A 25,711-nucleotide genomic window follows, 5' to 3' on the forward strand; every position below is an offset into this window, starting at 1 on the left:
CATTTCAAACTAAAAACAAAAGACAATGTTCCATATTTTAGGTATTTTATTTCTCATTATTCTGGTCATCCTGCTCATTGGACTGGCTATTCTCTCGAAGGTCGTCGGCATGATATTCGGATTCAAACGCCGTATGCAACGCAACGGCTCTGCCCAACGGACCACTTATTCCTCCGGTTCCAGTCAGCCACAGGAAGATAGCTTCGACTCTTCCTCCAACGAAGGAAACACCTCCGTACGCCGACGGAAAAAGATTTTCGACAAAGAAGAAGGGGAATACGTGGATTTTGAAGAAATCAAATAACACTTTTCATCTTCTCTTTCGGAAGAAGTCTTTCATCAATCCGGCGCACTCGTCAGACAACAGCCCTTTTACGACCACCGTCTTAGGGTGCAAGGCTTGCGGCGCATACCGCTGATACCCTCTTTTCTCGTCTTCTGCCCCGAATACGAGACGCCCTACCTGCGCCCAGGCAATCGCCCCAGCGCACATCACACAGGGTTCCACCGTCACATACAGGGTACAGTCGTTCAAGTATTTCGCCCCCAATGCATTAGCCGCCGCCGTCACCGCCTGCATCTCCGCATGCGCCGTCACATCGTGCAACGTCTCGGTCAGGTTATGCGCACGCGCAATGATGCGGTCCCGGCAGACCACTACGGCCCCCACGGGTACCTCGCCTCGGTCTGCGGCCCGTGCAGCCTCAGCCAGCGCTTGTTTCATGTAAAAAGAATCGTCTGCCATGGTTATCTGCGCATATCATGTTCCTTGAAAAGCGTGGGATAATCGTCTTCCATGTTCTGATGGATAAAAGACAAAACCGTCTCGCGAAGCCAGCGTGCCTTGTTGGTTATCTGATACTTTTCCAGATAACGGTCCACAATCCGCACCTCTTCTTCGCTCATCAGGCAAACCATCCGCTGACGGCGGGGAGGATTGCTGACTGGTACTTTCTTCCTTTTTTTTCCGGTATTTACCATATTGTACTGCAAAATTAGCGTATTCCGTTAAAATTGAAGCATAAAAATGCGTATTTTTGCAAAAAAGCAGAAAATGGCACTACATAATGACCTGGGAAAAGAAGGTGAAGACGCTGCGGTAGACTACCTGACCCAAAAAGGGTATGAAATCAGGCACCGAAATTGGCACTCCGGGCACCGCGATCTGGACATCGTGGCGCAAAAAGACAGTACCCTGGTCATCGTGGAAGTGAAAACCAGAAGGGACGACCGCTTCGGACAGCCGGAAGAAGCGGTGGACAACCGGAAAATACGGAACATTGTGGCTTCTACCGATGCGTATGTCCGGAAATTCGCCATTGACCTTCCAGTCCGCTTCGACCTCATTACCGTAGTGGGGATACAGCCTCCTTTCCGGATAGAACACATCGAGGATGCTTTCTTTCCGCCTGTGTGGAATTAATTAATGCATAGAAAATCATGAAATACCCTGAACCTATTGTATTGGCAGAAACCACTTCTACCAACTCTTATTTGTCGGACCTTTGCAACGCGCAGACGTGTCCGGAACTCACCAGTGTATATTCTTCTTTTCAGTCGGCCGGCCGCGGACAGCGGGGCAACAGCTGGGAATCGGAAGCAGGCAAGAACCTGCTTTTCAGCTTTGTGCTGTATCCGGACTTTCTGGAGGCACACCGCCAGTTCTATCTGTCACAGGTCACAGCACTGGCCTTGTACGACGTACTGTCGAGCTATACGGAAGGTATCTCCATCAAATGGCCCAACGACATCTACTGGAAAGACAAAAAGATTTGCGGCACCCTGATTGAAAACGACCTGACCGGTATCCACATCAGCCGTTCCATCTCTGGAACCGGGGTCAACCTGAATCAGGAACGTTTTTACAGCGATGCCCCCAATCCGGTCTCCCTGTGTCAGATTACGGGCAACCGGTACGATGTCCGTGAGATTTTAGAGCAAATCATGGACAAGGTCGCCGACTATTACCAACGGCTGAAGGAAGGACAGACTGACATGCTGGAAACGCGTTACAAGGAAGCCCTCTATCGCAAAGGAGGCTTGCACCCGTTCCAGGACAAAGACGGACAGTTCCAGGCCCGTATCGTGGACATCGAACCCAGCGGACGCCTGATACTGGAGGATGCACAGGGAAACATAAGAGGCTATTTATTCAAGGAAGTGGAGTACATCTTATGAAGACGACCGACAGACAAATTCTGCACATCGCCCTGCCCTCCATCGTGTCGAACATCACCGTCCCGCTGCTGGGACTGATTGACGTCACCATTGTAGGCCATTTGGGAGCGGCTTCCTACATCGGGGCCATCGCCGTGGGAGGTATGCTGTTCAATATGATTTACTGGCTCTTCGGTTTTCTCCGTATGGGCACAGGAGGACTCACCGCCCAAGCCTACGGCCGGCACGACTTACAGGAATCTACCCGCATCCTGCTCCGCTCGCTGAGCATCAGTCTGCTGCTGGCCCTTGCCCTGCTAATCTTGCAATTTCCCATCCGCAGCTTAGCTTTTACCTTCATCGATACGAGTGAAGAGGTGCAGAAGCTGGCCACACTGTACTTCCATATCTGCATCTGGGGAGCTCCGGCCACCTTAGGACTCTACGGGTTCAACGGCTGGTACATCGGCATGCAGAACTCCCGCTTTCCGATGTTCATCGCCATTATCCAAAACATTGTCAACATTGCCGCCAGCTTGTTTTTCGTCTTCTCCCTCGGCATGAAAGTGGAAGGTGTGGCCCTCGGTACCCTCGTGGCACAATATGCGGGACTGGGCATGGCCTGTCTGCTCTGGCTTGTCTACTATCGCCCGCTACGGAAATACTTGCACCAGAAAGGCTTGTTCGACCGAACCGAAATGAAACGATTCTTCCAGGTGAACCGGGATATCTTCTTCCGGACCCTCTGCCTGATTGCCGTGACCGTCTTTTTCACCTCTACAGGAGCCGCATACGGTGACGTAGTATTGGCAGTGAACGCCTTGCTCATGCAACTGTTCACCCTCTTTTCCTACTTCATGGACGGATTTGCCTACGCAGGAGAAGCACTCACCGGAAAATACATCGGAGCCCGGAACCACAAGGCCCTGACACAAACCGTAAAACATCTTTTCAAATGGGGTATTTCCCTTTCCCTGCTGTTTACCCTGCTCTACGGACTGGGAGGAAAAGGATTTCTCGGCCTGTTGACGGATGATGCCTCTGTCATAGCTGCGTCTGAAGAATACATTTACTGGGTGCTGGCCATCCCACTGGCCGGGTTCTCCGCCTTTTTGCTTGACGGAGTCTGCATTGGATCCACAGCTACCCGCCTCATGCTGATTGCCATGCTGGTTGCCTCTGCCAGTTTCTTCCTCCTTTACTACGGCCTGCACCACACGCTGGGAAACCATGCTCTTTGGATGGCTTTCATCGTGTACCTGGCGCTGCGGGGTATCGTGCAAGGAATCATCCTTTATCGAAAACAGCTTACAGGCTTACATCCTCTGTCATAGTTTTCATCACAAGGCGGGGATATCCGAAATTATTACTAACTTTGCTACCAACTAATAAAACAACTACGATTATGGCAAAATTCAAACGCATCCTGTTAAAACTCAGCGGCGAAAGCTTGATGGGAGAAAAAAAATACGGTATTGACGAAAAGCGCCTGGGCGAATATGCACAGCAGATTAAGGAAATCCATGACATGGGGGTACAGATTGGCATCGTCATTGGTGGAGGTAACATTTTCCGCGGATTATCGGGAGCCGGAAAAGGCTTCGACCGTGTGAAAGGCGACCAGATGGGTATGCTGGCTACGGTTATCAACAGCTTGGGGCTGAGCTCTGCCTTAGTGGCTGCCGGCGTGAAGGCACGCGTACTGACCGCCATCCGCATGGAACCTATCGGTGAATTCTATACCAAATGGAAAGCCATTGAAGCCATGGAAAACGGAGAAGTAGTCATCATGTCGGCCGGTACAGGCAATCCGTTCTTTACCACCGACACCGGTTCTTCACTGCGAGGTATTGAAATTGAAGCCGATGTCATGCTGAAAGGCACCCGCGTGGACGGTATCTATACCGCCGACCCGGAAAAAGACCCGACGGCTACGAAGTTCGACGACATTACATACGATGAAGTATTGTCACGTGGACTGAAGGTTATGGACCTGACCGCTACCTGCATGTGCAAGGAAAACAACCTGCCGATTATTGTATTCGACATGGATACCGTAGGTAACCTGAAGAAAGTGATGTCGGGCGAAAACATCGGTACATTGGTACACAATTGATTATCCAATCCTTTTAAATAAACAAACGGCAAGGAATAGCGAACCACTGTTCCTTGCCGTTTTTATTTATTCACGTGTCAGTTCATATCGGTGGAATTCGGCATTTTTCATCAAGGGAACCGTACGAAGATCGGCCAATGCCACCCCTTTTATCCGAGCTTCCAGGCTGCGGTTGATTTGCCCGTGCGCCACGACCAATACCCGCTTTCCGTCATAATGCTGCCACAGATACTCCAAAAAAGTTCCAGCACGGTCATACAACATTTGAGGAGTCTCCACTCCGGCAGGCGGATGACTCAAATCCACGCTGCCCACCGTCAGTCCGGTCCAAGGCCCCCAGTCAATTTCCCGCAACAAAGCAGTCCGCTGCCACGGCAGATGTCGGTCGCCCACAGCCAGCTGTACTGTATCCACCACCCGCTGCAAGTCACTGCTCACCACCGCATCCAGCGGAATCTCGCGCAGAGCCTGTCCTAATTCCACCGCCTGCCGCTTGCCTTCTTCCGTCAAGGTACCTGGTAAATGCCCCTGAAAAATCCGACTCAAATTTTCCACCGTCTGTCCGTGACGGGCCAAATAAAGTGTAATCATAAACCGTACTGATTTTTAAGTTGACAAACAAAGATAAGAAGTTTCCGACAAGTTTCGAGCCAGACAGGCACAAAGTTATGTTCCGAAGTATTGCAAGAGAATAAAAAATAGCTTATTTTTGTTCACATAAATACTTATCAGAGAATATAAAACCTATAAATGCAAGAAATATATGGCAGATTCTAAAACTATTATCAGCGAAGCTGAAGAGAAAATGGATATGGCAATCATGTACTTGGAAGACGCGCTGGCTCACATCCGTGCCGGAAAAGCCGACGTACGTCTACTGGACGGTATCCGCGTAGACTCTTACGGAAGCATGGTGCCCATCAATAACGTAGCCGCAGTGACTACTCCCGACGCACGCAGCATTGCCATCAAACCGTGGGACAAGAGCATGTTCCGCATCATTGAAAAGGCGATTATCGACTCTGAACTGGGTATCATGCCAGAAAACAACGGTGAAATCATCCGCCTGGGCATCCCGCCGTTGACCGAGGAACGCCGTAAACAACTGAGCAAGCAGTGCAAAGGCGAAGGAGAAACGGCCAAGGTAAGCATCCGCAACGCACGCCGCGACGCCATCGATGCCTTGAAGAAAGCCGTAAAAGACGGTATGCCGGAAGATGAGCAGAAGAACTCGGAAGCCAAGTTGCAGAAAGTACACGACAAGTACATCAAGCAGATTGACGACATGCTGGCTGCCAAGGATAAAGAAATCATGACAGTATAAATTTTATTCACCCCCATAAGAGGAGAGAGGGAACCGTCAGGATTTCTTCCCTCCTCTTTTTTTAAATTTACATCTATTGGAAAAAGGTCTGGTCATTAAAAATACAGGAAGCTGGTATCTGGTCAAAACCGACGAGGGAAAGCTGATTGAATGTAAGATAAAAGGAAATTTCCGCCTGAAAGGAATACGCAGCACAAACCCTATCGCCGTAGGCGACCGGGTACAAATCAATGCCAATGCGGAAGGTACCGCATTCATTACCGAAATAGAAGACCGGAAAAACTACATCATCCGCCGTTCTTCGAATCTTTCCAAACAATCGCACATCATTGCGGCCAATCTGGACCAGTGCATGCTGGTGGTCACAGTGAACTATCCGGAAACTTCCACCATCTTCATCGACCGTTTCCTGGCCTCCGCTGAAGCCTATCGCGTGCCGGTCTGCCTGGTTTTCAACAAAGTAGATCGGTATACGGAAGAGGAATTGCATTACCTGGAGGGACTGATTCACCTGTACACCCATATCGGATACCCTTGCTACCGGATTTCTGCGCTGGAAGGTACCGGCATAGAGGAAATCAAACAAGCCCTGCAAGGAAAAGTTACTTTGTTCTCCGGACATTCCGGTGTAGGAAAATCCACCCTCATCAATGCCATCCTCCCCGAACAGAATGTCAAGACGGGCGAAATATCCACGGCACACAACAAAGGCATGCACACCACCACTTTTTCCGAAATGTTTCCCGTGGAAGGCGACGGATACATCATCGACACCCCGGGTATCAAGGGATTCGGTACCTTTGACATGAAAGACGAGGAAGTGGGACACTACTTCAAGGAAATATTCGAATTCTCCGCACACTGCAAATACGGAAACTGCACCCACCGGCATGAACCGGGCTGCGCCGTACGCGAAGCGGTAGAAAACCACTATATCAGCGAGTCACGGTACGCTTCCTACCTGAACATACTGAAAGATAAAGAAGAAGGGAAATACCGATCGGCTTATTAACTTATTTAACCTCAAACCTTACGAAAAACACACATGGACAAACGAATTAAATGGGGAATTATCGTACTGATAGGAGCAGGCATCGTTGCCCTGGCCATTCATACGTTTACTCCTGGAAAGAATGAAGAACTGGAAGCCGCTGAAAAGCAAGTGCCCACTGACAAGTCGAAAGCACTCAACGTAAATGCCAAAATACTGAAACCACACTTGCTCACTGACCAGCTGTTTGTCAGCGGCAGGCTGATACCGGATGAGGAAGTAGACTTGTCATTTGAAACTTCCGGCAAAATCACGAACATTGATTTTACGGAAGGTTCTTTCGTGTCCAAAGGACAACTACTGGCCAAAGTGAATGACAGCCAGTTGCAGGCCCAGCTGAAACGACTGGAAGCCCAAATGCCGTTGGCCGAAGACCGTGTGTTCCGCCAGAATGCCTTGCTGCAGCGTGATGCGGTCAGCAAGGAAGCTTATGAGCAGGTGAAAACGGAACTGGCAACCCTGAATGCAGATATCGAGAATGTGAAAGCAAACATTGCCATGACGGAACTCCGGGCCCCGTTCGACGGCATCATCGGACTGCGGCAGGTCAGCCTGGGAGCCTACGCCTCCCCCACAACGGTCATTGCCAAGCTGACGAAAATCACGCCACTCAAAGTGGAATTTGCCGTACCGGAGCGTTATGCCCGTGAAATCAAGAAAGGTACGAACCTGACCTTCAAGATTGAAGGACGACTGGAATCCTTCAATTCTCAGGTCTATGCCACGGAATCACGCATCAACGAAGAAACCCATACGCTGACCGTCCGCGCCCTCTATCCGAACCGGAACGGAGAGCTGTTGCCCGGACGCTATGCGGACATCGAACTGAAGCAGAAAGAAATTCACAATGCCATCGCCATCCCTTCGGAAGCCATCGTTCCTGAAATGGGAAAGAACAAGGTATTCCTGTACCGTTCGGGAGTGGCCGAACCCGTGGATGTGGAAATCGGCATCCGCACAGAAGCAGAAGTACAGATACTGAAAGGACTGTCGGCCGGAGATACCATCCTAACCTCCGGAACCTTGCAGTTGCGCACTGGTATGCCGGTAATTCTTGATCAAATCGATTAACTTTCTGCCTTATGAACATCTCCGAACTTAGTATACGAAGGCCTGTATTGGCCACTGTGCTCACCATCATCATCCTGCTTTTCGGAATGATTGGCTACACCACCTTGGGGGTACGCGAATACCCGTCAGTGGACAATCCCATCATTTCCGTGACCTGCAGTTACCCAGGAGCGAACGCAGAAGTGATTGAGAACCAGATTACGGAACCGTTGGAACAGAACATCAACGGGATTCCGGGCATCCGCTCCTTGTCGAGTACCAGCCAGCAGGGACAATGCCGCATCACCGTGGAATTTGAGCTGTCGGTCGACTTGGAAACGGCCGCCAACGACGTGCGCGACAAGGTGTCGCGTGCCCAACGCTACCTACCTCGCGACTGTGACCCTCCTACGGTGTCCAAAGCCGACGCCGATGCCAGCCCCATCCTCATGGTGGCCATACAAAGCAACACCCGCTCCTTGCTGGAGCTGAGTGAAATTGCCGACCTGACGGTGAAGGAACAGTTGCAAACCATTCCCGACGTGAGCAGCGTCTCCATCTGGGGAGAAAAACGTTACTCCATGCGTCTGTGGCTCGACCCCGTCAAGATGGCCGGCTACGGCATTACGCCCGTGGATGTCAAGAACGCCATCAACGACCAAAACCTGGAACTGCCTTCCGGTAGCATTGAAGGAAACACCGTGGAATTGACCCTGCGCACCATGGGACAGATGCATACAGCCAAGGAATTCAATAACATCATCCTGAAAGAACAAAACGGACAGGTGGTACGCTTCAGTGACATTGGTTACGCAGAACTGGGACCGGCCGACCTGAAGAGTTACATGAAGATGAACGGGGTTCCCATGGTGGGTGTCGTCGTCATCCCACAGCCGGGCGCCAACCACATTGACATTGCTGATGCCGTATATGAACGCATGGAACAGATGAAGAAGGATTTGCCCGACGACGTGCAATACACCTATGGCTTCGACAACACCCGCTTCATTCGTGCCTCCATTGCAGAAGTGGAAAGTACCGTGTACGAGGCTTTTGTACTGGTTATCATCATCATCTTCCTTTTCCTGCGCGACTGGCGCGTCACCTTGATTCCGTGCATCGTGATTCCGGTCTCCCTTATCGGTGCCTTCTTCGTGATGTACATCGCCGGATTCTCCATCAACGTACTCACTATGCTGGCTGTTGTCCTGTCAGTGGGATTGGTGGTCGACGACGCCATCGTGATGACTGAAAACATCTACATCCGTATCGAACGAGGCATGAAACCGTTTGAGGCAGGTATCGAAGGGGCTAAGGAAATTTTCTTTGCCGTGATCTCCACCACCATCACCCTGGCCGCCGTGTTCATTCCGATTGTCTTTATGGAAGGTACCAGCGGACGACTCTTCCGCGAATTCAGTTTCGTGGTGGCCGGTTCCGTCCTCATTTCAGCATTCTCGGCCTTGACCTTCACTCCGATGCTGGCCACCAAACTGCTAAAACGCCGGGAAAAGCAGAACTGGTTTTACCGGAAAACAGAACCTTTTTTTGAAGGCATGAACCGTCTGTACTCCCGTTCACTCCAGGCCTTTCTGCGCAAGCGCATCATCGCCATTCCGTTCATTCTGATTACCCTGGCCCTCATCGGCTACCTGTGGAGTCACATTCCGGCAGAAATGGCACCGCTGGAAGACCGCTCGCAAATCAATATCCGAACCCGTGCCGCCGAAGGAGCCAGCTATGAATACATCCGTGACTATACGGAAGAAATCAATACACTGGTGGATTCCATTGTACCGGATGCGGCTTTTGTCACCGCCCGTGTATCGAGCGGAAGCGGAAACATCCAGGTCACCTTGAAAGACATCAAGGAACGTGATTATACCCAGATGGAAGTTGCCGAAAAAATCTCCCAAGCCATCCGTACACACACCAAAGCCCGTTCTTTCGTGCAGCAGCAGTCTTCTTTCGGCGGGCGAAGAGCCAGCATGCCGGTACAATATGTGCTTCAGGCGGTCAGTATTGAGAAGTTGCAGGAGGTATTGCCGGAATTCCTGGCTCAGGTGTACGATAACCCCACCTTCCAGATGGCCGATGTGGACCTGAAGTTCAGCAGTCCGGAAATGCGTGTCAATATCAACCGCGACAAAGCCGGCACCATGGGAGTAAGTGTGCGCGACATCGGAGAAACCTTGCAATATGGCTTGAGCGGACAACGTATGGGCTATTTTTACATGAATGGCAAACAGTACGAGATTCTCGGCCAAATCAACCGTCAGCAACGTAACCAACCCGCCAATATCAAATCCATCTATATCCGGAGCGACAAAGGAGAAATGATCCAGCTGGACAACCTGGTAGAATTTGTAGAAGCCGTGGCACCACCTAAACTGTACCACTACAACCGTTTCATCTCGGCCACTATCTCCGCAGGACTGGCAGAGGGGAAAACTATCGGCGACGGTCTGGACGAGATGGACAAGATTGCCGACAAGGTATTGGACGACACGTTCCGCACCGCCTTGTCGGGCGACTCCAAGGAATACCGCGAAAGTTCCTCCAGCCTAATGTTCGCCTTCATCCTAGCTCTAATTTTGATTTACCTGATTCTTTCGGCCCAGTTTGAAAGTTTCAAAGACCCGCTCATCATCATGCTCACCGTGCCACTGGCCATTGCCGGTGCCCTGGTATTCATGTACTTCGGCGACATCACGATGAATATCTTCAGTCAGATTGGTATCATCATGCTGATTGGACTGGTGGCCAAGAACGGTATCCTGATTGTGGAATTTGCCAATCAGAAACAGGAGGCAGGCGAAGACAAGATGTTAGCCATTCGCGATGCGGCTCTCCAGCGTCTGCGTCCTATCCTGATGACCAGTGCCTCTACCATCCTCGGCTTGCTGCCGCTGGCCTTCGCTTCGGGCGAAGGGGCCAACCAGCGCATCGCCATGGGAGTGGCCGTAGTGGGCGGTATGCTGGTTTCTACCTTCCTGACCATGTACATCGTACCGGCCATCTACTCTTACATATCAACTAACCGTGCTAAAAAAGAAAAGAAATGAGAATACGGGCTTTTTATCTTGCAATTTTGTGGCTCGGCCTGGGGCTTCCGGCACAGGCCCAATATACCTATACCCTAAAACAATGCTTGGAAGAAGGATTGGCCAACAACTATTCGCTCCGCATCACCCGCAACGAAGAGCAGGTAAGTAAGAACAACGCTACCTTAGGGAATGCGGGCTACCTGCCTACGGTGGATTTGACTGCCGGCTATACCGGCAATGCGGACAACAGCAACAGCCAGTCGCGTGAGACAGGAGAAACTACCAAGCTCCGTGGCGTATACGACCAGACTCTGGATGCGGGTATCGACCTGAACTGGACGATTTTCGACGGATTCAACATCAGCACCACTTACAAGCAGCTGAAAGAACTCGAACGACAAGGAGCCACCAACACCCGGATTGCCATCGAAGATTTCATTGCCACCCTCACGGCAGAATACTACAACTACATCCAACAGGAAATCCGATTGAAGAACTTCCGCTATGCCGTGTCGCTGTCACGGGAACGTCTGCGCATCGTGGAAGAACGCTACCACATCGGTAACTTCTCCCGACTGGACTACCAGCAGGCTACGGTGGACTTCAATGCCGACCGGGCACAATATATCAAGCAAAGGGAACTGGTACATACCTCGCGCATCAACCTGAACGAGCTGATGGCCGCCAAAGATATGGACCGCCCCATCAGCGTAAAAGACTCGGTGATTGACGTCAACGAAAACCTGGATTTCACGGAGTTATGGAACGGCACTCTTCAAGCCAACTCCAGTTTGCTGCAGGCTGACCAGAATACCGTGCTGGCCCAATTGGATTATAAAAAAGTATTGTCACGCAACTATCCATATGTACGGTTGAATGCAGGCTACGGCTATACCTTAAATAAATACGATGTGAATGCCACTCGCCAGCGAAGCAACTGGAGATTCAGCGGTGGCATCACCGTGGGATTCAACATTTTTGACGGTAACCGGCGACGGGAAAAACGAAATGCCAGCCTCGCCATCCGCAACGCCCAGCTGGCCCGCGACGAGCTGGAGCAAGGACTCCGGGCCGACCTGAGCAACCTGTGGCAAGCCTACCGCAACAACATCCGACTGCTGAACCTGGAACGGCAGAACCTGATTTCGGCCAAAGAGAACCACGAGATAGCCAAAGAACGCTACCTGCTGGGAGATTTATCCGGAATCGAAATGCGTGAAGCCCAAAAAAGTCTTCTTGATGCAGAAGAACGCATTCTCTCTGCTCAATACGATACAAAGATGTGTGAAATCTCTTTGCTGCAACTTAGTGGAAAGGTGACACAATACCTGAAATAAATATTTCATATTTTTTTGTATCTTTGCCCCACAATTTACAAATACAGCAAAAATGGGGCTTTTTATTCGAAAAAGTATTGAGGCTTTGCAAGCAGAAGCCAAAGAAACGGGAAGCAGCACACTGAAACGTGTGTTAGGTCCTGTCAGCCTGGTGGCTCTCGGAGTGGGAGTCATTATTGGAGCCGGTCTGTTTTCCATCACGGGTACCGTAGCCGCTTCTTATACAGGCCCTGCCATCACGCTTTCATTCATTATTGCTGCCATTGGTTGCTGCTTTGCCGGACTCTGTTACGCGGAATTTGCGTCGATGATTCCTGTATCGGGAAGTGCCTACACGTATTCATACGCTACCATGGGAGAACTCATTGCGTGGATTATCGGATGGGATTTGGTGTTGGAATATACTGTAGCTGCCACCACGGTCAGTATCAGTTGGAGCCGTTACATGACCGTTTTCCTGCAAGGAATAGGCATTGATCTGCCTCAAGCATTCACAGCCTGTCCGTGGGACGGAGGGATTGTCAATATCCCTGCCATGGTCATTGTGGTACTCATGAGCCTGATTCTAATGCGAGGTACGGCCGGAAGTTCGTTCTTCAACGGACTGATTGTCTTCCTGAAGATTGCGGTGATTCTAATATTCGTGGTACTGGGCTGGCGTTTCATCCAAAGTGACAATTACGTACCTTACATACCTGCCAACACCGGTAAATTGGGAGAATTTGGTATTTCGGGTATTTTCCGAGGAGCTGCCATCGTCTTCTTTGCCTTTTTAGGATTTGATGCGGTGAGTACCGCAGCCCAGGAAACCAAGAACCCGAAACGGGACATGCCTATCGGTATTTTGGTATCCCTGTTAATATGTACCATTTTATATATCCTCTTTGCCCATGTCATGACGGGAGTAGCCCACTACACCGATTTCAGTGGACAAGTGGGTATTGCCCCGGTGGCCGTAGCCATTGAGAAAATGGGATATCCTGATGCCCAAGGCATCATCCAACCGGTTTATCCATGGTTGAACAAGGCCATCATCCTGGCTATCCTATTTGGTTACTGTTCGGTCATCATGGTTACCCTGCTCGGACAAAGCCGCGTTTTCCTGAGTATGAGCCGCGACGGACTGTTACCTCCGTTTTTTTCCAAAATCAACCCCCGTTTCCGTACACCGGTCCACAGCAATGCTTTGTTCATGGTCGTTGTCAGCCTGCTGGCCGGTTTCATTCCAGCCCAAGTTGCCGGCGAAATGACCAGTATCGGTACCTTACTGGCCTTCACACTGGTCTGTGCCGCCATATTGATTGTACGAAAGACCATGCCCCACGTACACCGGGCTTTCAAAACCCCGTTCGTCCCCTTCGTACCCATCATGGGCATCCTCACCTGTCTGTGCATGATGAGCTTTCTTCCGGCCGATACGTGGATACGACTGGTGCTGTGGATGCTCATTGGTTTGGATGTATATGCGTCTTATGGTATCCACCACAGCAAACTGGAACCTGGACAAAAACACCGGAAAGGAGATATGGTATTAAACCTTACGGGATTGATTTTGTCAGTACTGAGTGTAGTAACCGGATTGTGGCACCAGCAAACCGTGGGATGGGACGAAGACAAAACCCTGCTGATTATTTCTTTTGTCTTTGCCTTCACCCATTGCGCTTACTACATGTGGCGAATTTGGAAACATCCTCACGACAAGTCTCATTCACTTGATAAAGAGGCAGTTTCTTAAAAGAAGTTATAAAAATAGGGCAGGAACAAAAAAAACGAGTAATCAACCATAAACGATATTTAAAAAAGCTGTTATTTTACAGCGATTTATACTATCATGGATAAAAATATATTATATACTGCCATCCAGGCCGCACTTACCGCCGGAGCAGAAATTATGTCGGTGTATACAGACCCGAACGCAGATTTTGAAATAGAGAGAAAAGCAGACAATTCTCCGCTAACCATTGCCGACCGCAAATCGCATGCTGTCATAGCCAAAGCATTGGCTTCCACTCCCTACCCCTTGCTGAGTGAAGAAGGGGCCAAAATAGCGCCTGAGGAACGACAGCAATGGAAAGAACTCTGGATTGTCGACCCATTGGACGGCACCAAGGAATTCATTAAACGAAACGGTGAATTTACGGTCAACATTGCGTATGTAAAAGACGGCCGCCCCGAAGCGGGAGTCATCTATATCCCTGTTAAACAGGAACTCTATTTTGCCGACACCACCTTAGGAGCCTACAAGATAGACCACATCACGGAAACTGGTGAATATACTTCCTTGGATGCGCTGATAGCTCATGCGCACCGTTTGCCATATGCGAACCGAATCAACCAAAGCTTCATCATCGTCGCTTCCCGTTCACACCTGACTCCTGAAACGGAAGCCTATATCCACGAAATGCAGCAGAAGCATGCACAGGTAGAAACCATCTCCAAAGGAAGTTCCCTGAAACTGTGCCTCATCGCAGAAGGCAACGCCGATGTATATCCTCGTTTTGCCCCGACCATGGAATGGGACACCGCAGCCGGCCATGCCATTATCCGTGCTGCCGGAAAGGAAGTCTATCAGGCTGGAAAAACAGAACCGCTACAATATAATAAAACAGACCTGCTGAACCCCTGGTTCATTGCAGAATAACCCCCAATTTATGTCTACTGAGATTATCATCGTACTTCTTTCACTCGTGGCCATGCTGGCCGCACTGATTATGGACAAGATGCGACCGGGAATGATTTTGTTCTCGGTGGTGGTGATTTTTCTTTGCACGGGTATCCTTACCCCTAAAGAAATGCTGGAAGGCTTCAGCAACAAAGGCATGATTACCGTAGCCATGCTGTTTCTGATAAGCGAGGGCGTCCGTCAGAGCAATGCCTTGTCACAGCTTATCAAAAAACTGCTGCCACAGCAGACCACTTCGGTCTTCCGGGCACAAATACGCATGCTGCCCAGCATTGCCTTCATTTCCGCTTTCCTGAACAATACCCCGATAGTAGTCATTTTTGCCCCTATCATCAAACGGTGGGCCGGCTACGTCAAACTTCCGGCCACTTATTTCCTGATTCCCCTTTCGTATGTGACCATTCTCGGAGGCATCTGCACCCTGATTGGCACTTCTACCAACCTGGTAGTCCACAGCATGATTCTTGACGCAGGACTGAAAGGGTTCAGCATGTTCGAACTCGGAAAAGTGGGAGTCTTTATCGCCCTGGCCGGCATCATCTACCTGCTTCTGTTCTCTAAAAAGCTCTTGCCTTCCGACCGTCCGGAAACCACCAGCGAAGAAGATGGCGATTCTTCATTGCACCTGGTAGAAGCCGTAATCGGCCCCCGGTTCCCGGGAATCAACAAGACGGTCAGCGAATTTGATTTCAAACGCCATTATGGAGCGGAGGTGAAAGAACTTCGCCGCAGCGGACGCACCTATAAGAATCTGAGCGAGGTCAGTTTCCGGGAGGGTGACACACTGGTGGTGCTGACCGATGACAGTTTCATCCAGACATGGGGAGAATCATCCGTCTTCCTGATGCTGGCCAACGGAAAAGAATACGAACCTGCCGGCAAAAAGAAGCGCTGGTTTACCCTTTTCCTGCTCCTGTTCATGATTGTAGGGGCCACCGTGGGCGAACTGCCGGGTATTGAAAAATACCTTCCAGAAGGCATCAAGCTGGATATGTTCTTTTTCGTTTCCATCACTACGGTCATCATGGCATGGAGCAAAATATTCCCTCCGCAGAAATACACCAAATATATTTCATGGGATATTCTGATTACCATTGCCTGCGCTTTTGCCATCAGCAAGGCCATGGAAAATTCCGGGGTGGCCGATTTGCTGGCCGGATACATCATCAACCTGGGACATAATTACAGTCCCTACGTATTGCTGGCCGTGCTGTTCATCATTACAAACATCTTTACGGAGCTGATTACCAACAATGCAGCGGCAGCACTGTCTTTCCCCATTGCCTTGTCATTGTCCACCCAGCTGGGCATCAATCCCATGCCGTTCTTCGTGGTCATCTGCATGGCAGCCTCGGCCAGTTTCTCCACCCCTATCGGCTATCAGACCAACCTGATTGTACAAGGTATCGGAAACTACAAGTTCACCGACTTTGTCCGCATCGGACTGCCGCTAAACATCATCACATTCCTAATATCGGTCTTTCTCATCCCGCTGATATGGCCGTTTTAAAACAGATTTAAACAGACAACCTTACAATATGAACGATTCAAAAGCAACTCATATCTATCCGATATTCGACCGCATGCTGGGGCGTGCAGACAAGGAAGAGCTCCTTCACCAGCACGGACTTATGATCTGGTTCACCGGATTAAGCGGTTCGGGAAAAAGTACCATCGCCATCGCCCTGGAACGCGAACTGCAGCAGCGTGGATTGTTGTGCCGTATCCTCGACGGAGACAACATCCGCAGCGGCATCAACAACAACCTGGGCTTCTCAGCCGAAGATCGGGTAGAGAATATCCGACGCATTGCCGAAGTGGGCAAGCTGTTTGTCGATACCGGTATCATTACCCTGGCGGCTTTCATCAGTCCCAATAACGAAATCCGCGAAATGGCCGCCCGGATCATCGGGAAAGACGATTTTCTGGAAATCTACGTCAGCACCCCGCTGGAAGAATGTGAACGCCGCGATGTGAAAGGCTTGTACGCCAAGGCCCGCCGGGGAGAAATCAAGAACTTCACCGGTATCTCGGCTCCGTTCGAAGCCCCCGTCCATCCGGCCCTTTCGCTCGACACCTCCAAGCTGTCACTCAAAGAATCCGTCGACCAGTTGCTCGACCTGATTCTTCCCAAAGTCACTAAAAAATAAACATTATATAGCCATGCAAGAAGAATACAAATTGAGCCACTTAAAAGAACTCGAAGCCGAGTCCATTCACATCATCCGTGAGGTGGCTGCCGAATTTGAGAATCCGGTGATGCTCTACAGCATCGGAAAAGACTCATCCGTCATGGTCCGTCTGGCAGAAAAAGCCTTCGCTCCGGGAAAAGTACCTTTTCCACTGATGCACATCGATTCCAAATGGAAATTCAAGGAAATGATTCAGTTCCGCGACGAATACGCTAAAAAATACGGCTGGAACCTGATTGTGGAAAGCAACATGGAAGCCTTCCGCGCAGGCGTAGGCCCCTTCACTCACGGAAGTAAGGTACACACCGACCTGATGAAAACCCAGGCCCTGCTGCACGCCCTCGACAAATACAAATTCGATGCGGCCTTCGGAGGCGCACGCCGTGACGAGGAGAAATCACGTGCCAAGGAACGTATCTTCTCTTTCCGTAACGAGTTCCACCAGTGGGACCCCAAGAACCAGCGTCCGGAACTTTGGGACATCTATAATGCACGTATCCGCAAAGGAGAAAGCATCCGTGTGTTCCCGCTGAGCAACTGGACCGAACTGGACATCTGGCAGTACATCCGTCTGGAAAATATCCCCATCGTACCGTTGTATTTCGCGAAGGTACGTCCGGTGGTCAACATCGACGGACAGTTGATTATGCCCGATGACGACCGTCTTCCGGAAAAATACCGCGACAAGATTGAAATGAAGAAAATCCGTTTCCGCACCTTAGGATGCTGGCCGCTGACAGGTGCCATTGAAAGCGAAGCCGACACCATCGAAAAGATTGTGGAGGAAATGATGACCACCACCAAGAGTGAACGTACTACCCGTGTCATCGACTTCGACCAGGAAGCCAGTATGGAACAAAAGAAACGTGAAGGATATTTTTAATTACGCAACGACATGGAACATTTAGATAAAAGCAAATCAGGAAACCCGATGGAAGGAGAAGCCAGAGGCAAGATGTCTATCGAGGAATTCCTGAAAAAAGATGAACAAAAGGACCTGCTCCGTTTCCTGACCGCAGGTTCAGTCGACGACGGAAAGTCCACCCTGATCGGACGCCTGCTGTTCGACAGTAAGAAATTGTATGAAGACCAGCTCGATGCCCTGGAACGCGATAGCAAGCGTATGGGTAACGCCGGCGAACACATCGACTATGCCCTGCTGCTCGACGGACTGAAAGCCGAACGTGAACAAGGTATCACCATCGACGTAGCTTACCGTTATTTCTCTACCAATAACCGTAAGTTCATCATCGCCGACACTCCGGGACACGAACAATATACCCGCAACATGATTACCGGCGGTTCAACCGCCAACCTGGCCGTCATCCTGGTAGATGCCCGTACCGGCGTCATCACCCAGACCCGCCGTCATACCTATCTGGTATCCTTGTTGGGTATCAAGCACGTGGTACTGGCCGTCAACAAGATGGACCTGGTAGACTACTCGAAGGAAGTGTTCGACAAGATTGTAGCCGACTACATGGCCTTCATCACCCCGCTGGGTATCCCCGACGTGCAGTGCATCCCGCTGTCAGCCCTGGAAGGTGACAACGTGGTAGAAAAATCCGACCGTACCCCATGGTACGAAGGACCGGCTCTGCTGGACTTCCTGGAAACCGTACACATCGGCAATGACCATAACCTGAAAGACTTCCGCTATCCGGTACAGTACGTACTTCGTCCGAACCTCGACTTCCGTGGTTTCTGCGGAAAGGTGGCTTCCGGCGTGGTACACAAAGGCGATGAAGTAGTAGCCCTTCCTTCCGGCAAGCGTTCACACATCAAGAGCATCGTAACCTACGACGGAGAACTCGACTATGCTTTCCCGCCGATGTCTGTCACCCTGACTCTGGAAGACGAAATCGACGTATCCCGTGGTGAAATGCTGGTACACCCCGACAACATGCCGATGATTGGACGTAACTTCGAAGCCATGCTGGTATGGATGGACGAAGAAAAGATGGACATGGAAAAATCCTTCTTCCTGAAACAGACCACCAACACCAGCCGTACCCGCATTGACAGCATCAAGTACAAGGTAGATATCAACACCATGGAACACCTGTCTGTGGAAAACGGACGCCTGGCCAAGGAAGATGTGCCCATGCAGCTCAACCAGATTGCCCATGTGGTACTGACTTCTTCCAAGGAACTGTTCTTCGACCCTTATACCAAGAACAAAGCGACGGGTGCCTTCATCCTGATTGACCCGATTACCAACAACACCAGTGCCGTGGGAATGATCATCAACCAGGTGGCCGACAAAGACATGCACAACCAGATGGAACTGCCTGTCCTCAACCTGCCGAAACTGGGAATCGGTCCGGAACATTACGAAGCCATTGAACGTGCCGTAAAAGACCTGGAACGTCAGGGCATTGCCGTGGAAATCAAAAAATAATCCATTAACCCTCAAAACAGATTATGGGACTACTTGAATTTAATAAACTCCCCATCAATACCCTGGTAGGAGCCGACTGGAAGACCTTCAACCAGATTACTGCCGGACGTACCATCGACCCGGCGTACAAAGGCAAATACCGCCTGACCAAGGCCGTATGCCGTCTGTTGTCCACTCTGGTTCCCTTGCAGAACAAACGGTATGAAAAGTTGCTGGCCGACAAGCCCCTGGAACACGACCCTGTATTCATTCTCGGACACTGGCGCAGCGGAACCACCTTCATGCACAACGTGTTCTCCTGCGACAAGCATTTTGGCTACAACACCACCTATCAGACGGTGTTTCCGCACCTGATGATGTGGGGACAGCCCTTCTTCAAGAAGAACATGAGCTGGCTAATGCCGGACAAACGTCCGACCGATAACATGGAGCTGGCCGTCGACCTTCCACAGGAAGAAGAGTTTGCCCTGGCCAACATGATGCCTTACACGTACTACAACTTCTGGTTCCTGCCGAAATACATGCAGGAATACGCCGACAAGTACCTGTTGTTTGATGACATCAGCGACGCCGAACTGAAAGTGTTTGAGGAAACCTTCACCAAACTGATCAAGATTTCCTTGTGGAACACCCACGGCACGCAGTTCCTTAGCAAGAACCCGCCGCACACCGGACGTGTGAAAGAACTGGTGAAGATGTTCCCGAACGCCAAGTTCATCTACCTGATGCGTAATCCATACACGGTATTTGAATCGACCCGCAGCTTCTTCACCAACACCATCCAGCCGTTGAAATTGCAGGACATCAGCAACGAAGAACTGCAGGCCAATATCCTTTCTGTCTACGCCAAGCTGTACCACAAGTACGAAGCTGACAAGAAGTTCATTCCGGAAGGTAACTTGGTGGAAGTCCGTTTTGAGGATTACGAGAAGAACGCCTTCGATATGACGCAGGAGATTTACCAGAAGCTGCAAATCCCCGGCTTTGACGAAGCCCGTGCCGACATCGAAGCGTACGTCAACAAAAAGAAAGGGTACAAGAAAAACAAATACCAATACAAGCCCGAGACCGTTGAACTGGTTGAAAAGAACTGGTCATTCGCCTTGGAGCAGTGGGGGTATAAATTGTAAACTTATCAAACTATACTACAAAAAAATGCGGGACGCTCACATCCCGCATTTTTCATTTCAAACCCTACAGACGGCTTTCCTCATTCACATACAATTCTAAACCCTACAGCCGTCTTCAAAGAAGCAGATTTTGGATACACAATACGCAATCCGTCTGCCTCCTGTTTCCACTCTAATTTATTACCTTCTACACCCAACAATTCTACTGAAGTCACCTTCTTCTTTTCCACTGTGGAGTTCGTACCCAAAGACACAATCTTCAAGGTTTCCCCCGGATTCGGCACCGTCATGCACCAGGCATACAAAGCTTTATCTTTTCCTACCGTAAAACGGAAGTCCGTAGAATAGAAGATATGATTAGCCTGACTGCCTCCGATGAATCCACCCGGCAACACATTCAGCTTGCCGTCCTTACCTTCACCCAATACACGCCAGGCTGAACTGCCGTAAATGCCTTGTCCGTTCACCCGCATCCATTGGCCGACCTCTTTCAACATCTTCACGCAACCTTCATCCAATGAACCATCGGGACGCAGCGGAATAGAAACACCCACCGAACCATCACGCGCCACAATCTCCAGCAGATAACGTATCATCGCATCTGAACTGTATACGAAATTCGGGCCATAGAACCAGTCGCCTACCGGGGTTTCTGCAATCCAAGCTTGGTCGGTCTTGATATTCTCAGGAATTCCCGATTCACACGTATTCACCGTACCGTTCGTCTGCTTGCGGAACTTCACAATGCTGAACACATCCACCTTTCCACGACGGGCCAGTGTCTTGTTATAGAAATCCGCAATCACCCGCTGCATGGCATCACACTTATATCCAGTACCCGTACCGGAACCGCTGAAAGGCTGCTGGTCCGTACCATCCGTATAAATGAAATCCGGGTTATATTTATCCACGGCATCCATCATGCGCAAGGCCCACCATTTCGCATACCATTCCGCATATGCCAGATGCCCGCTAAAAATGCCTGCCTTGGGAGGTGACCAAGGTGAGTTGGCTGCCTCAGCCACTGTTTCGTATTCCCTCAGATTAATGCCGTAAAGGTATCTGGGGTCCAGTCCTTCCCACCATTTTCCTTTTCCATCGGCTAATGTCAGGTGTCCGTCATACGGTACTCCCTTCTTGTCGCCCTTCGTGTCACACTGAAAAGCCGTCTGCCACCACCACCAGGAGTATTCATGATGGAAAGTAAGTCCGAAACGAATACCCGCTTCTCTTGCCGCTTTCTCCCACTCGCCAATCAAATCCCGTTTCGGTCCCAGGCGGGTAGCATTCCAAGCCTGATACTTGGAGTTCCATAAGTCGAACTGATCATGGTGTACCCCCTGAATAATCAGAAACCGTGCGCCGGCCTCCTTGTAAATATCCACTAATTCTTTGGGATTGAACTTCTTCGGATTCCAGTCGCGCAACACCTCCTTGTAGCCCACTTCCGAAGGATGTCCGTAATTCTTCAGGTGATTCTCGTAAGCCGGGGTCCCTTCCACATACATTTTACGGGCATACCAGTCGCCGCTCTCTCCAGCCGACTGAGGCCCGAAATGAATCCATATCCCGAACTTGGAATCCCGCAACCATTCGGGCGTACCCGGATAATTGGACTCTATCGATGCCCACGTGGGCTTATACGGTCCGGCAGTAATTGGTAAATCCAGTTTCACTTCCTCAAAAGTCAGGCTGTCCCCCATCGGAACAGAATTTTCCGGCAGCGGTTTATGCACTGACGGCATAGGTTCCAGTTGATAATTCACCCCACTAATCTGCTGAGAAAAAGCCGTTGCACAGGCTCCCAGCCACAAGCAACCTAACATTACAAATTGATTCATGCCTATTTTTCGTTTTCTAAGAATTTACGATTTGCTTTTTTACGGATAATCCCGTTATTCGATTTACAAAAACAAATGTAGATAGAAAACCTTGAACCAAGATAGGATGAAAATGTGGAATTATAGGAGGAAATCGATACAATATAAAAAATGGTCCTGATGCATACACACCAGAACCATTCTTTCTTTCAAATTACGTCAACCCATCATTGAGTTATTTTACACAAGATAGAAGCATGAGGCTTCAGTCTCTGCTCTACTTTACCTGAAGCTTTACCCATACTCTGTCCTGTCCAAAGATTGGTGAGTTCCACAGTACCCTCTATTCCTAAATCCTTTAAATCCACGCTAACAGGAATTTCTTTGTTATTGGAAGTATTAAACAATGCCAGATAGATTGCCCCCGTCTGTGGATGACGAGAAGTAATAGCCACTTTATCTGCCTTCCGATACAACATACGCGTATCCACAGACTCCTTGTGCATCTTCAGTACCTCTTCATTTGTCAATAGAGATAACGTAAAATCATCGCAACTGGGTAAATCACCTCCAAACATCAACGGAGAACGGAAAATAGTAAACAATGTCATCAAAGTGTACTGCTCATCTTTGGTGAGACGAGTCATTCGGTCCTCTCCTCTCTCTCCACGAATAGAGATACGTCCCAAAGGAATCATATCACAATCAGGCCAAGTGCCCGGAGCAATATAAGGATACCATTTCTGACACACAGAAAGCAAATGATCTATATCTCCCCACACATCCCATACATCGTTCACCATACGCCACATGTTTGCATGGCTACGCACATGTTCCACTTCCTCTATAGGCGTTTCTCCAGGGGAAGTGCTGAAAACAATAGGTCGCCCGCAATGATCAATCGCATAGCGTATCATATCGATTTCATCCTTGTGATAATATGGAGCTGACAAGTCATCCACTTTAATGAAGTCTACTCCCCAATCCGCATACATATTAATGATGGAATTATAATATTCCTGTGCTCCCGACTTGGACGTATCCACCGTATAATTGTCTGACAACCATTTACACAAATTTTCTTTAGAATAAATCTGGTCGGCAGTAATGCCATCCGTTCCCTTTACCGGCATTTTACGGGCTACGGCTTCTTTCGGAATTCCACGCATGATATGTATTCCAAATTTCAAACCTTTCTGATGTACATAGTCAGCCAACTCCTTAAAACCTTTACCATCTTTTGACGAAGGGAAACGGTTTACGGCAGGTTGATAACGTCCATACTCATCCAAAACATAACGTGGGTCAGTCTGATTATATCCTCCAGCCTTATCATTTTCTACAAACCAGCGAATATCGACAACCACATATTCCCAGCCGTATTTTAAAAGATGTTCAGCCATGTAATCTGCATTTGCCTTCACCTCATGTTCTTCTACAGTAGGGCCGTAACAATCCCAGCTATTCCATCCCATAGGAGGAGTCTGAGCCCATTCTTTAAACTCATTTTCGGCAAAGACTTTTCGTTCTGGCTCTTTCTTCTCTGTACAAGCACACAGAAGAGTCAAGGCAAGCAAGCCCAATGCTAATTTCTTTCTCATATCCAATAAGTTTACAAGTTGTCTACTTTTAATCTGTATAATAAGGATTCTGTACCAAATTCGGATTTTTGTCACGTTCCGATTTCATGATAGGCAGCCAATACATCTTGTCATCCCAAATACGATCGCCTCCCACATCACTCCGTAAAGCAGATACTTCATACGTTTTATGTCCATCCGGATATTTCTTTACTGTAATGGCATGCATGGTTCTTCCTAAATACTTATCGGCTTCCATCCAGCGGCGTACATCGAAATAACGGTGCTCTTCAAATACCAACTCTATACGGCGTTCATGCTTGATGTCTTCCAGAAGTTGGGACCCCGTAGAAGTAATGTCCGGCATACCTGCTCGATTACGTACTTCATTGACTGCATCACGTGCACCCTCTTCATCACCTATATGATATAACGCCTCAGCCTTATTCAGGTACAGTTCAGCCATTCTAATCCAGATCCAATTTTTAGCTTTAAAATTGTATGAATTACCTACATAATCTTCATCCAAGAATTTCTTCAGATTATATCCTGTAGGAGAAGTATTCCAATTATCCACACCATATTTCGTATCTCGTCCTCCTCCAATTTCATTTCCAGATGCGTCTACATCGAAATACGTTTCCAACGTACGTTCTTTCCAAGAAGCTCCATCATACAAGATACTAGCATAAAAACGTGGGTCTCTATTCTCATAAGGACTGGCTGCCTCTTCCGGATTATTCCAGTTAAAACGAGAAGCCACCCCATTTTTTACAATCTCATAATCATCTACTAATTCTTGCAAAGGACAGTTTCCTCCCCATCCGTTCCAACCGTTCGGAAAATTCCATTGTTCCAACGAGGAGAGTCCTTCGCCCAAATTACTGGCTGTTCCCATTCGGGCAAAAATAACCTCCGTATTGGCAGATGTATTATCCAAGAATATATTCTGATAATTGGCAGACAAATCTTCCGTTGCTGTAGAAGAAGTTCTCAATAATCCATAGCCATTGTTTAAAGCCTCTGTCAGGGCCTCTTCAGCCGCAGTGGCAGCTTTCTCCCAACGCTGAGGATCGGGGGTCGTATACCCTACCTCCGGCATCTGTACATTCACGTTCATCAAATCACTCGCTGCATACAACAAGATACGAGATTTCAAGGCTTTTGCTGCCACACTTGTGGCACGGCCATAATCATCACCTGAATAACTGGCCGGCAATTCCTTCACAGCCTGGTCAAGTTCGCTGACCATAAAATCCACACAATCCTTATAGGAAGCACGAACCTGCTGTTTGATTTTATCCAAATCATCAATCGTAAAACTTTCTGTAATCAAGGGAACTCCTCCCCAGCGGGTTATCAGGTCATTATATTCAAAAACACGCAGAAAACGAACTTCTCCTTTCAAACGAGTTTTCAAATCCTCATCTGTAAAGGGAACTTCATCTATCCGTTCAAAGAAAATATTACAATTAGCAATATTATTCCATTTGGTGCTCCAGGAACGATTGTCCCATCCATACCAGCCTCCATTCATTCGGCCCAAGTCACTTGGATTGACACGTGCAAAATTATGTACTTCGCAACCACGCAACCAAGTCAGCTCAGTTTCATCCACTATAGAACTTTGCATAGATTCTGTCCACCCATGCCCCACTTGATTATAGCGCGAATTCACAAATGCCTGCACCAACGCAGGATCCTTCCATAACTGGTCTTCTCCAATCTCTGTCAAAGGGGCTTTATCCAGAATATCAGAACATGAAGAAAATACTGGAACACTTAATAGCCCCATCAATATATATTTTACATACCTTTTCATA

At 49.2% G+C, this 25,711-nt stretch carries 23 protein-coding genes; 17 read left to right on the forward strand and 6 right to left on the reverse strand.

All coding sequences use genetic code 11. The features are described 5' to 3' along the window. Positions 1-25: 25 nt before the first annotated feature. Complete coding sequence (locus tag H6A28_RS06575; protein WP_204479429.1) at positions 26-304, forward strand: DUF4834 family protein; 279 nt, start codon at positions 26-28, stop codon at positions 302-304. A gap of 6 nt (positions 305-310) precedes the next feature. Here the strand turns inward: H6A28_RS06575 and H6A28_RS06580 are convergent, their stop codons facing one another. Next, entirely contained in the window at positions 311-745 is a 435-nt protein-coding gene (locus H6A28_RS06580; protein WP_204479431.1) for a nucleoside deaminase, read from the reverse strand. Positions 746-747: 2 nt separating this feature from the next. Next, positions 748-981 carry a hypothetical protein gene (locus H6A28_RS06585; RefSeq protein WP_204475093.1) on the reverse strand — a complete coding sequence of 78 codons (234 nt, stop codon included), beginning with the start codon at positions 979-981 and terminating at the stop codon, positions 748-750. A gap of 73 nt (positions 982-1,054) precedes the next feature. Between H6A28_RS06585 and H6A28_RS06590 the strand changes: the two genes are divergently transcribed. The 4 genes from H6A28_RS06590 (at position 1,055) to pyrH (ending at position 4,273) form a co-directional block, all read left to right on the forward strand. After that, the gene (locus tag H6A28_RS06590) at positions 1,055-1,423 is read left to right on the forward strand and encodes a YraN family protein (protein WP_204479433.1); all 369 of its coding nucleotides are present in this window, start codon (positions 1,055-1,057) and stop codon (positions 1,421-1,423) included. Positions 1,424-1,440: 17 nt separating this feature from the next. Beyond that, positions 1,441-2,178, forward strand: a complete 738-nt coding sequence (locus H6A28_RS06595) for a biotin--[acetyl-CoA-carboxylase] ligase (RefSeq protein WP_204475047.1) — start codon at positions 1,441-1,443, stop codon at positions 2,176-2,178. Next, entirely contained in the window at positions 2,175-3,491 is a 1,317-nt protein-coding gene (locus H6A28_RS06600; protein WP_204479435.1) for an MATE family efflux transporter, read from the forward strand. The genes H6A28_RS06595 and H6A28_RS06600 overlap by 4 nt, the downstream gene beginning before the upstream one ends. A 71-nt stretch (positions 3,492-3,562) precedes the next feature. Beyond that, positions 3,563-4,273: a UMP kinase gene (gene pyrH, locus H6A28_RS06605; RefSeq protein WP_177865661.1), complete on the forward strand. Its 711-nt coding sequence runs from the start codon at positions 3,563-3,565 to the stop codon at positions 4,271-4,273. Positions 4,274-4,339: 66 nt separating this feature from the next. On the opposite strand, the gene H6A28_RS06610 is transcribed toward pyrH, so the two are convergent. Continuing rightward, entirely contained in the window at positions 4,340-4,864 is a 525-nt protein-coding gene (locus H6A28_RS06610) for a histidine phosphatase family protein (protein ID WP_204479437.1), read from the reverse strand. 172 nt (positions 4,865-5,036) lie between these two features. Here H6A28_RS06610 and frr point away from each other — a divergent pair, with 172 nt between their 5' ends. From frr to H6A28_RS06670, 12 genes are all read left to right on the forward strand, one after another. After that, complete coding sequence (gene frr, locus H6A28_RS06615) at positions 5,037-5,597, forward strand: ribosome recycling factor (RefSeq protein ID WP_204475053.1); 561 nt, start codon at positions 5,037-5,039, stop codon at positions 5,595-5,597. A gap of 76 nt (positions 5,598-5,673) precedes the next feature. Beyond that, on the forward strand, positions 5,674-6,609 hold the full coding sequence (gene rsgA, locus H6A28_RS06620; RefSeq protein WP_204479439.1) for a ribosome small subunit-dependent GTPase A: 936 nt from the start codon (positions 5,674-5,676) through the stop codon (positions 6,607-6,609). Between the two features lie 33 nt (positions 6,610-6,642). Beyond that, positions 6,643-7,719 (forward strand): efflux RND transporter periplasmic adaptor subunit, encoded by a 1,077-nt coding sequence (locus tag H6A28_RS06625; protein WP_204479440.1) that lies wholly within the window; start codon positions 6,643-6,645, stop codon positions 7,717-7,719. 11 nt (positions 7,720-7,730) lie between these two features. Further along, positions 7,731-10,763 (forward strand): efflux RND transporter permease subunit, encoded by a 3,033-nt coding sequence (locus H6A28_RS06630; protein WP_204475059.1) that lies wholly within the window; start codon positions 7,731-7,733, stop codon positions 10,761-10,763. Further along, the gene (locus H6A28_RS06635; protein ID WP_204475061.1) at positions 10,760-12,082 is read left to right on the forward strand and encodes a TolC family protein; all 1,323 of its coding nucleotides are present in this window, start codon (positions 10,760-10,762) and stop codon (positions 12,080-12,082) included. Before H6A28_RS06630 ends, H6A28_RS06635 begins: the two co-directional genes overlap by 4 nt. Positions 12,083-12,134: 52 nt before the next feature. Next, positions 12,135-13,817 carry an amino acid permease gene (locus tag H6A28_RS06640; protein WP_204475062.1) on the forward strand — a complete coding sequence of 561 codons (1,683 nt, stop codon included), beginning with the start codon at positions 12,135-12,137 and terminating at the stop codon, positions 13,815-13,817. Positions 13,818-13,913: 96 nt separating this feature from the next. Further along, positions 13,914-14,723 carry a 3'(2'),5'-bisphosphate nucleotidase CysQ gene (cysQ, locus tag H6A28_RS06645; protein WP_204475063.1) on the forward strand — a complete coding sequence of 270 codons (810 nt, stop codon included), beginning with the start codon at positions 13,914-13,916 and terminating at the stop codon, positions 14,721-14,723. A 10-nt stretch (positions 14,724-14,733) separates the two neighbouring features. Next, entirely contained in the window at positions 14,734-16,275 is a 1,542-nt protein-coding gene (locus tag H6A28_RS06650) for an SLC13 family permease (RefSeq protein ID WP_022054054.1), read from the forward strand. A gap of 28 nt (positions 16,276-16,303) precedes the next feature. Beyond that, positions 16,304-16,915, forward strand: coding sequence for an adenylyl-sulfate kinase (gene cysC, locus H6A28_RS06655; protein ID WP_204479442.1), 612 nt, complete (start codon positions 16,304-16,306; stop codon positions 16,913-16,915). A gap of 13 nt (positions 16,916-16,928) precedes the next feature. Continuing rightward, positions 16,929-17,840, forward strand: coding sequence for a sulfate adenylyltransferase subunit CysD (cysD, locus tag H6A28_RS06660; RefSeq protein WP_148329772.1), 912 nt, complete (start codon positions 16,929-16,931; stop codon positions 17,838-17,840). A gap of 72 nt (positions 17,841-17,912) precedes the next feature. Next, the gene (cysN, locus tag H6A28_RS06665; RefSeq protein ID WP_430622424.1) at positions 17,913-19,358 is read left to right on the forward strand and encodes a sulfate adenylyltransferase subunit CysN; all 1,446 of its coding nucleotides are present in this window, start codon (positions 17,913-17,915) and stop codon (positions 19,356-19,358) included. Positions 19,359-19,381: 23 nt separating this feature from the next. Then, positions 19,382-20,488 (forward strand): sulfotransferase family protein, encoded by a 1,107-nt coding sequence (locus tag H6A28_RS06670; RefSeq protein ID WP_072541621.1) that lies wholly within the window; start codon positions 19,382-19,384, stop codon positions 20,486-20,488. Between the two features lie 80 nt (positions 20,489-20,568). On the opposite strand, the gene H6A28_RS06675 is transcribed toward H6A28_RS06670, so the two are convergent. The 3 genes from H6A28_RS06675 to H6A28_RS06685 all read right to left on the reverse strand — a co-directional run bounded on the left by H6A28_RS06675 (position 20,569) and on the right by H6A28_RS06685 (position 25,710). Further along, positions 20,569-22,329, reverse strand: a complete 1,761-nt coding sequence (locus H6A28_RS06675; RefSeq protein ID WP_204479444.1) for an alpha-L-fucosidase — start codon at positions 22,327-22,329, stop codon at positions 20,569-20,571. A gap of 206 nt (positions 22,330-22,535) precedes the next feature. Beyond that, the gene (locus tag H6A28_RS06680; protein ID WP_204479445.1) at positions 22,536-23,909 is read right to left on the reverse strand and encodes a glycoside hydrolase family 27 protein; all 1,374 of its coding nucleotides are present in this window, start codon (positions 23,907-23,909) and stop codon (positions 22,536-22,538) included. Between the two features lie 28 nt (positions 23,910-23,937). Next, positions 23,938-25,710, reverse strand: a complete 1,773-nt coding sequence (locus H6A28_RS06685; protein WP_204475071.1) for a RagB/SusD family nutrient uptake outer membrane protein — start codon at positions 25,708-25,710, stop codon at positions 23,938-23,940. Position 25,711 lies beyond the last annotated feature (1 nt).

This window comes from Bacteroides mediterraneensis (assembly GCF_016900355.1).
GTDB lineage: Bacteria > Bacteroidota > Bacteroidia > Bacteroidales > Bacteroidaceae > Phocaeicola.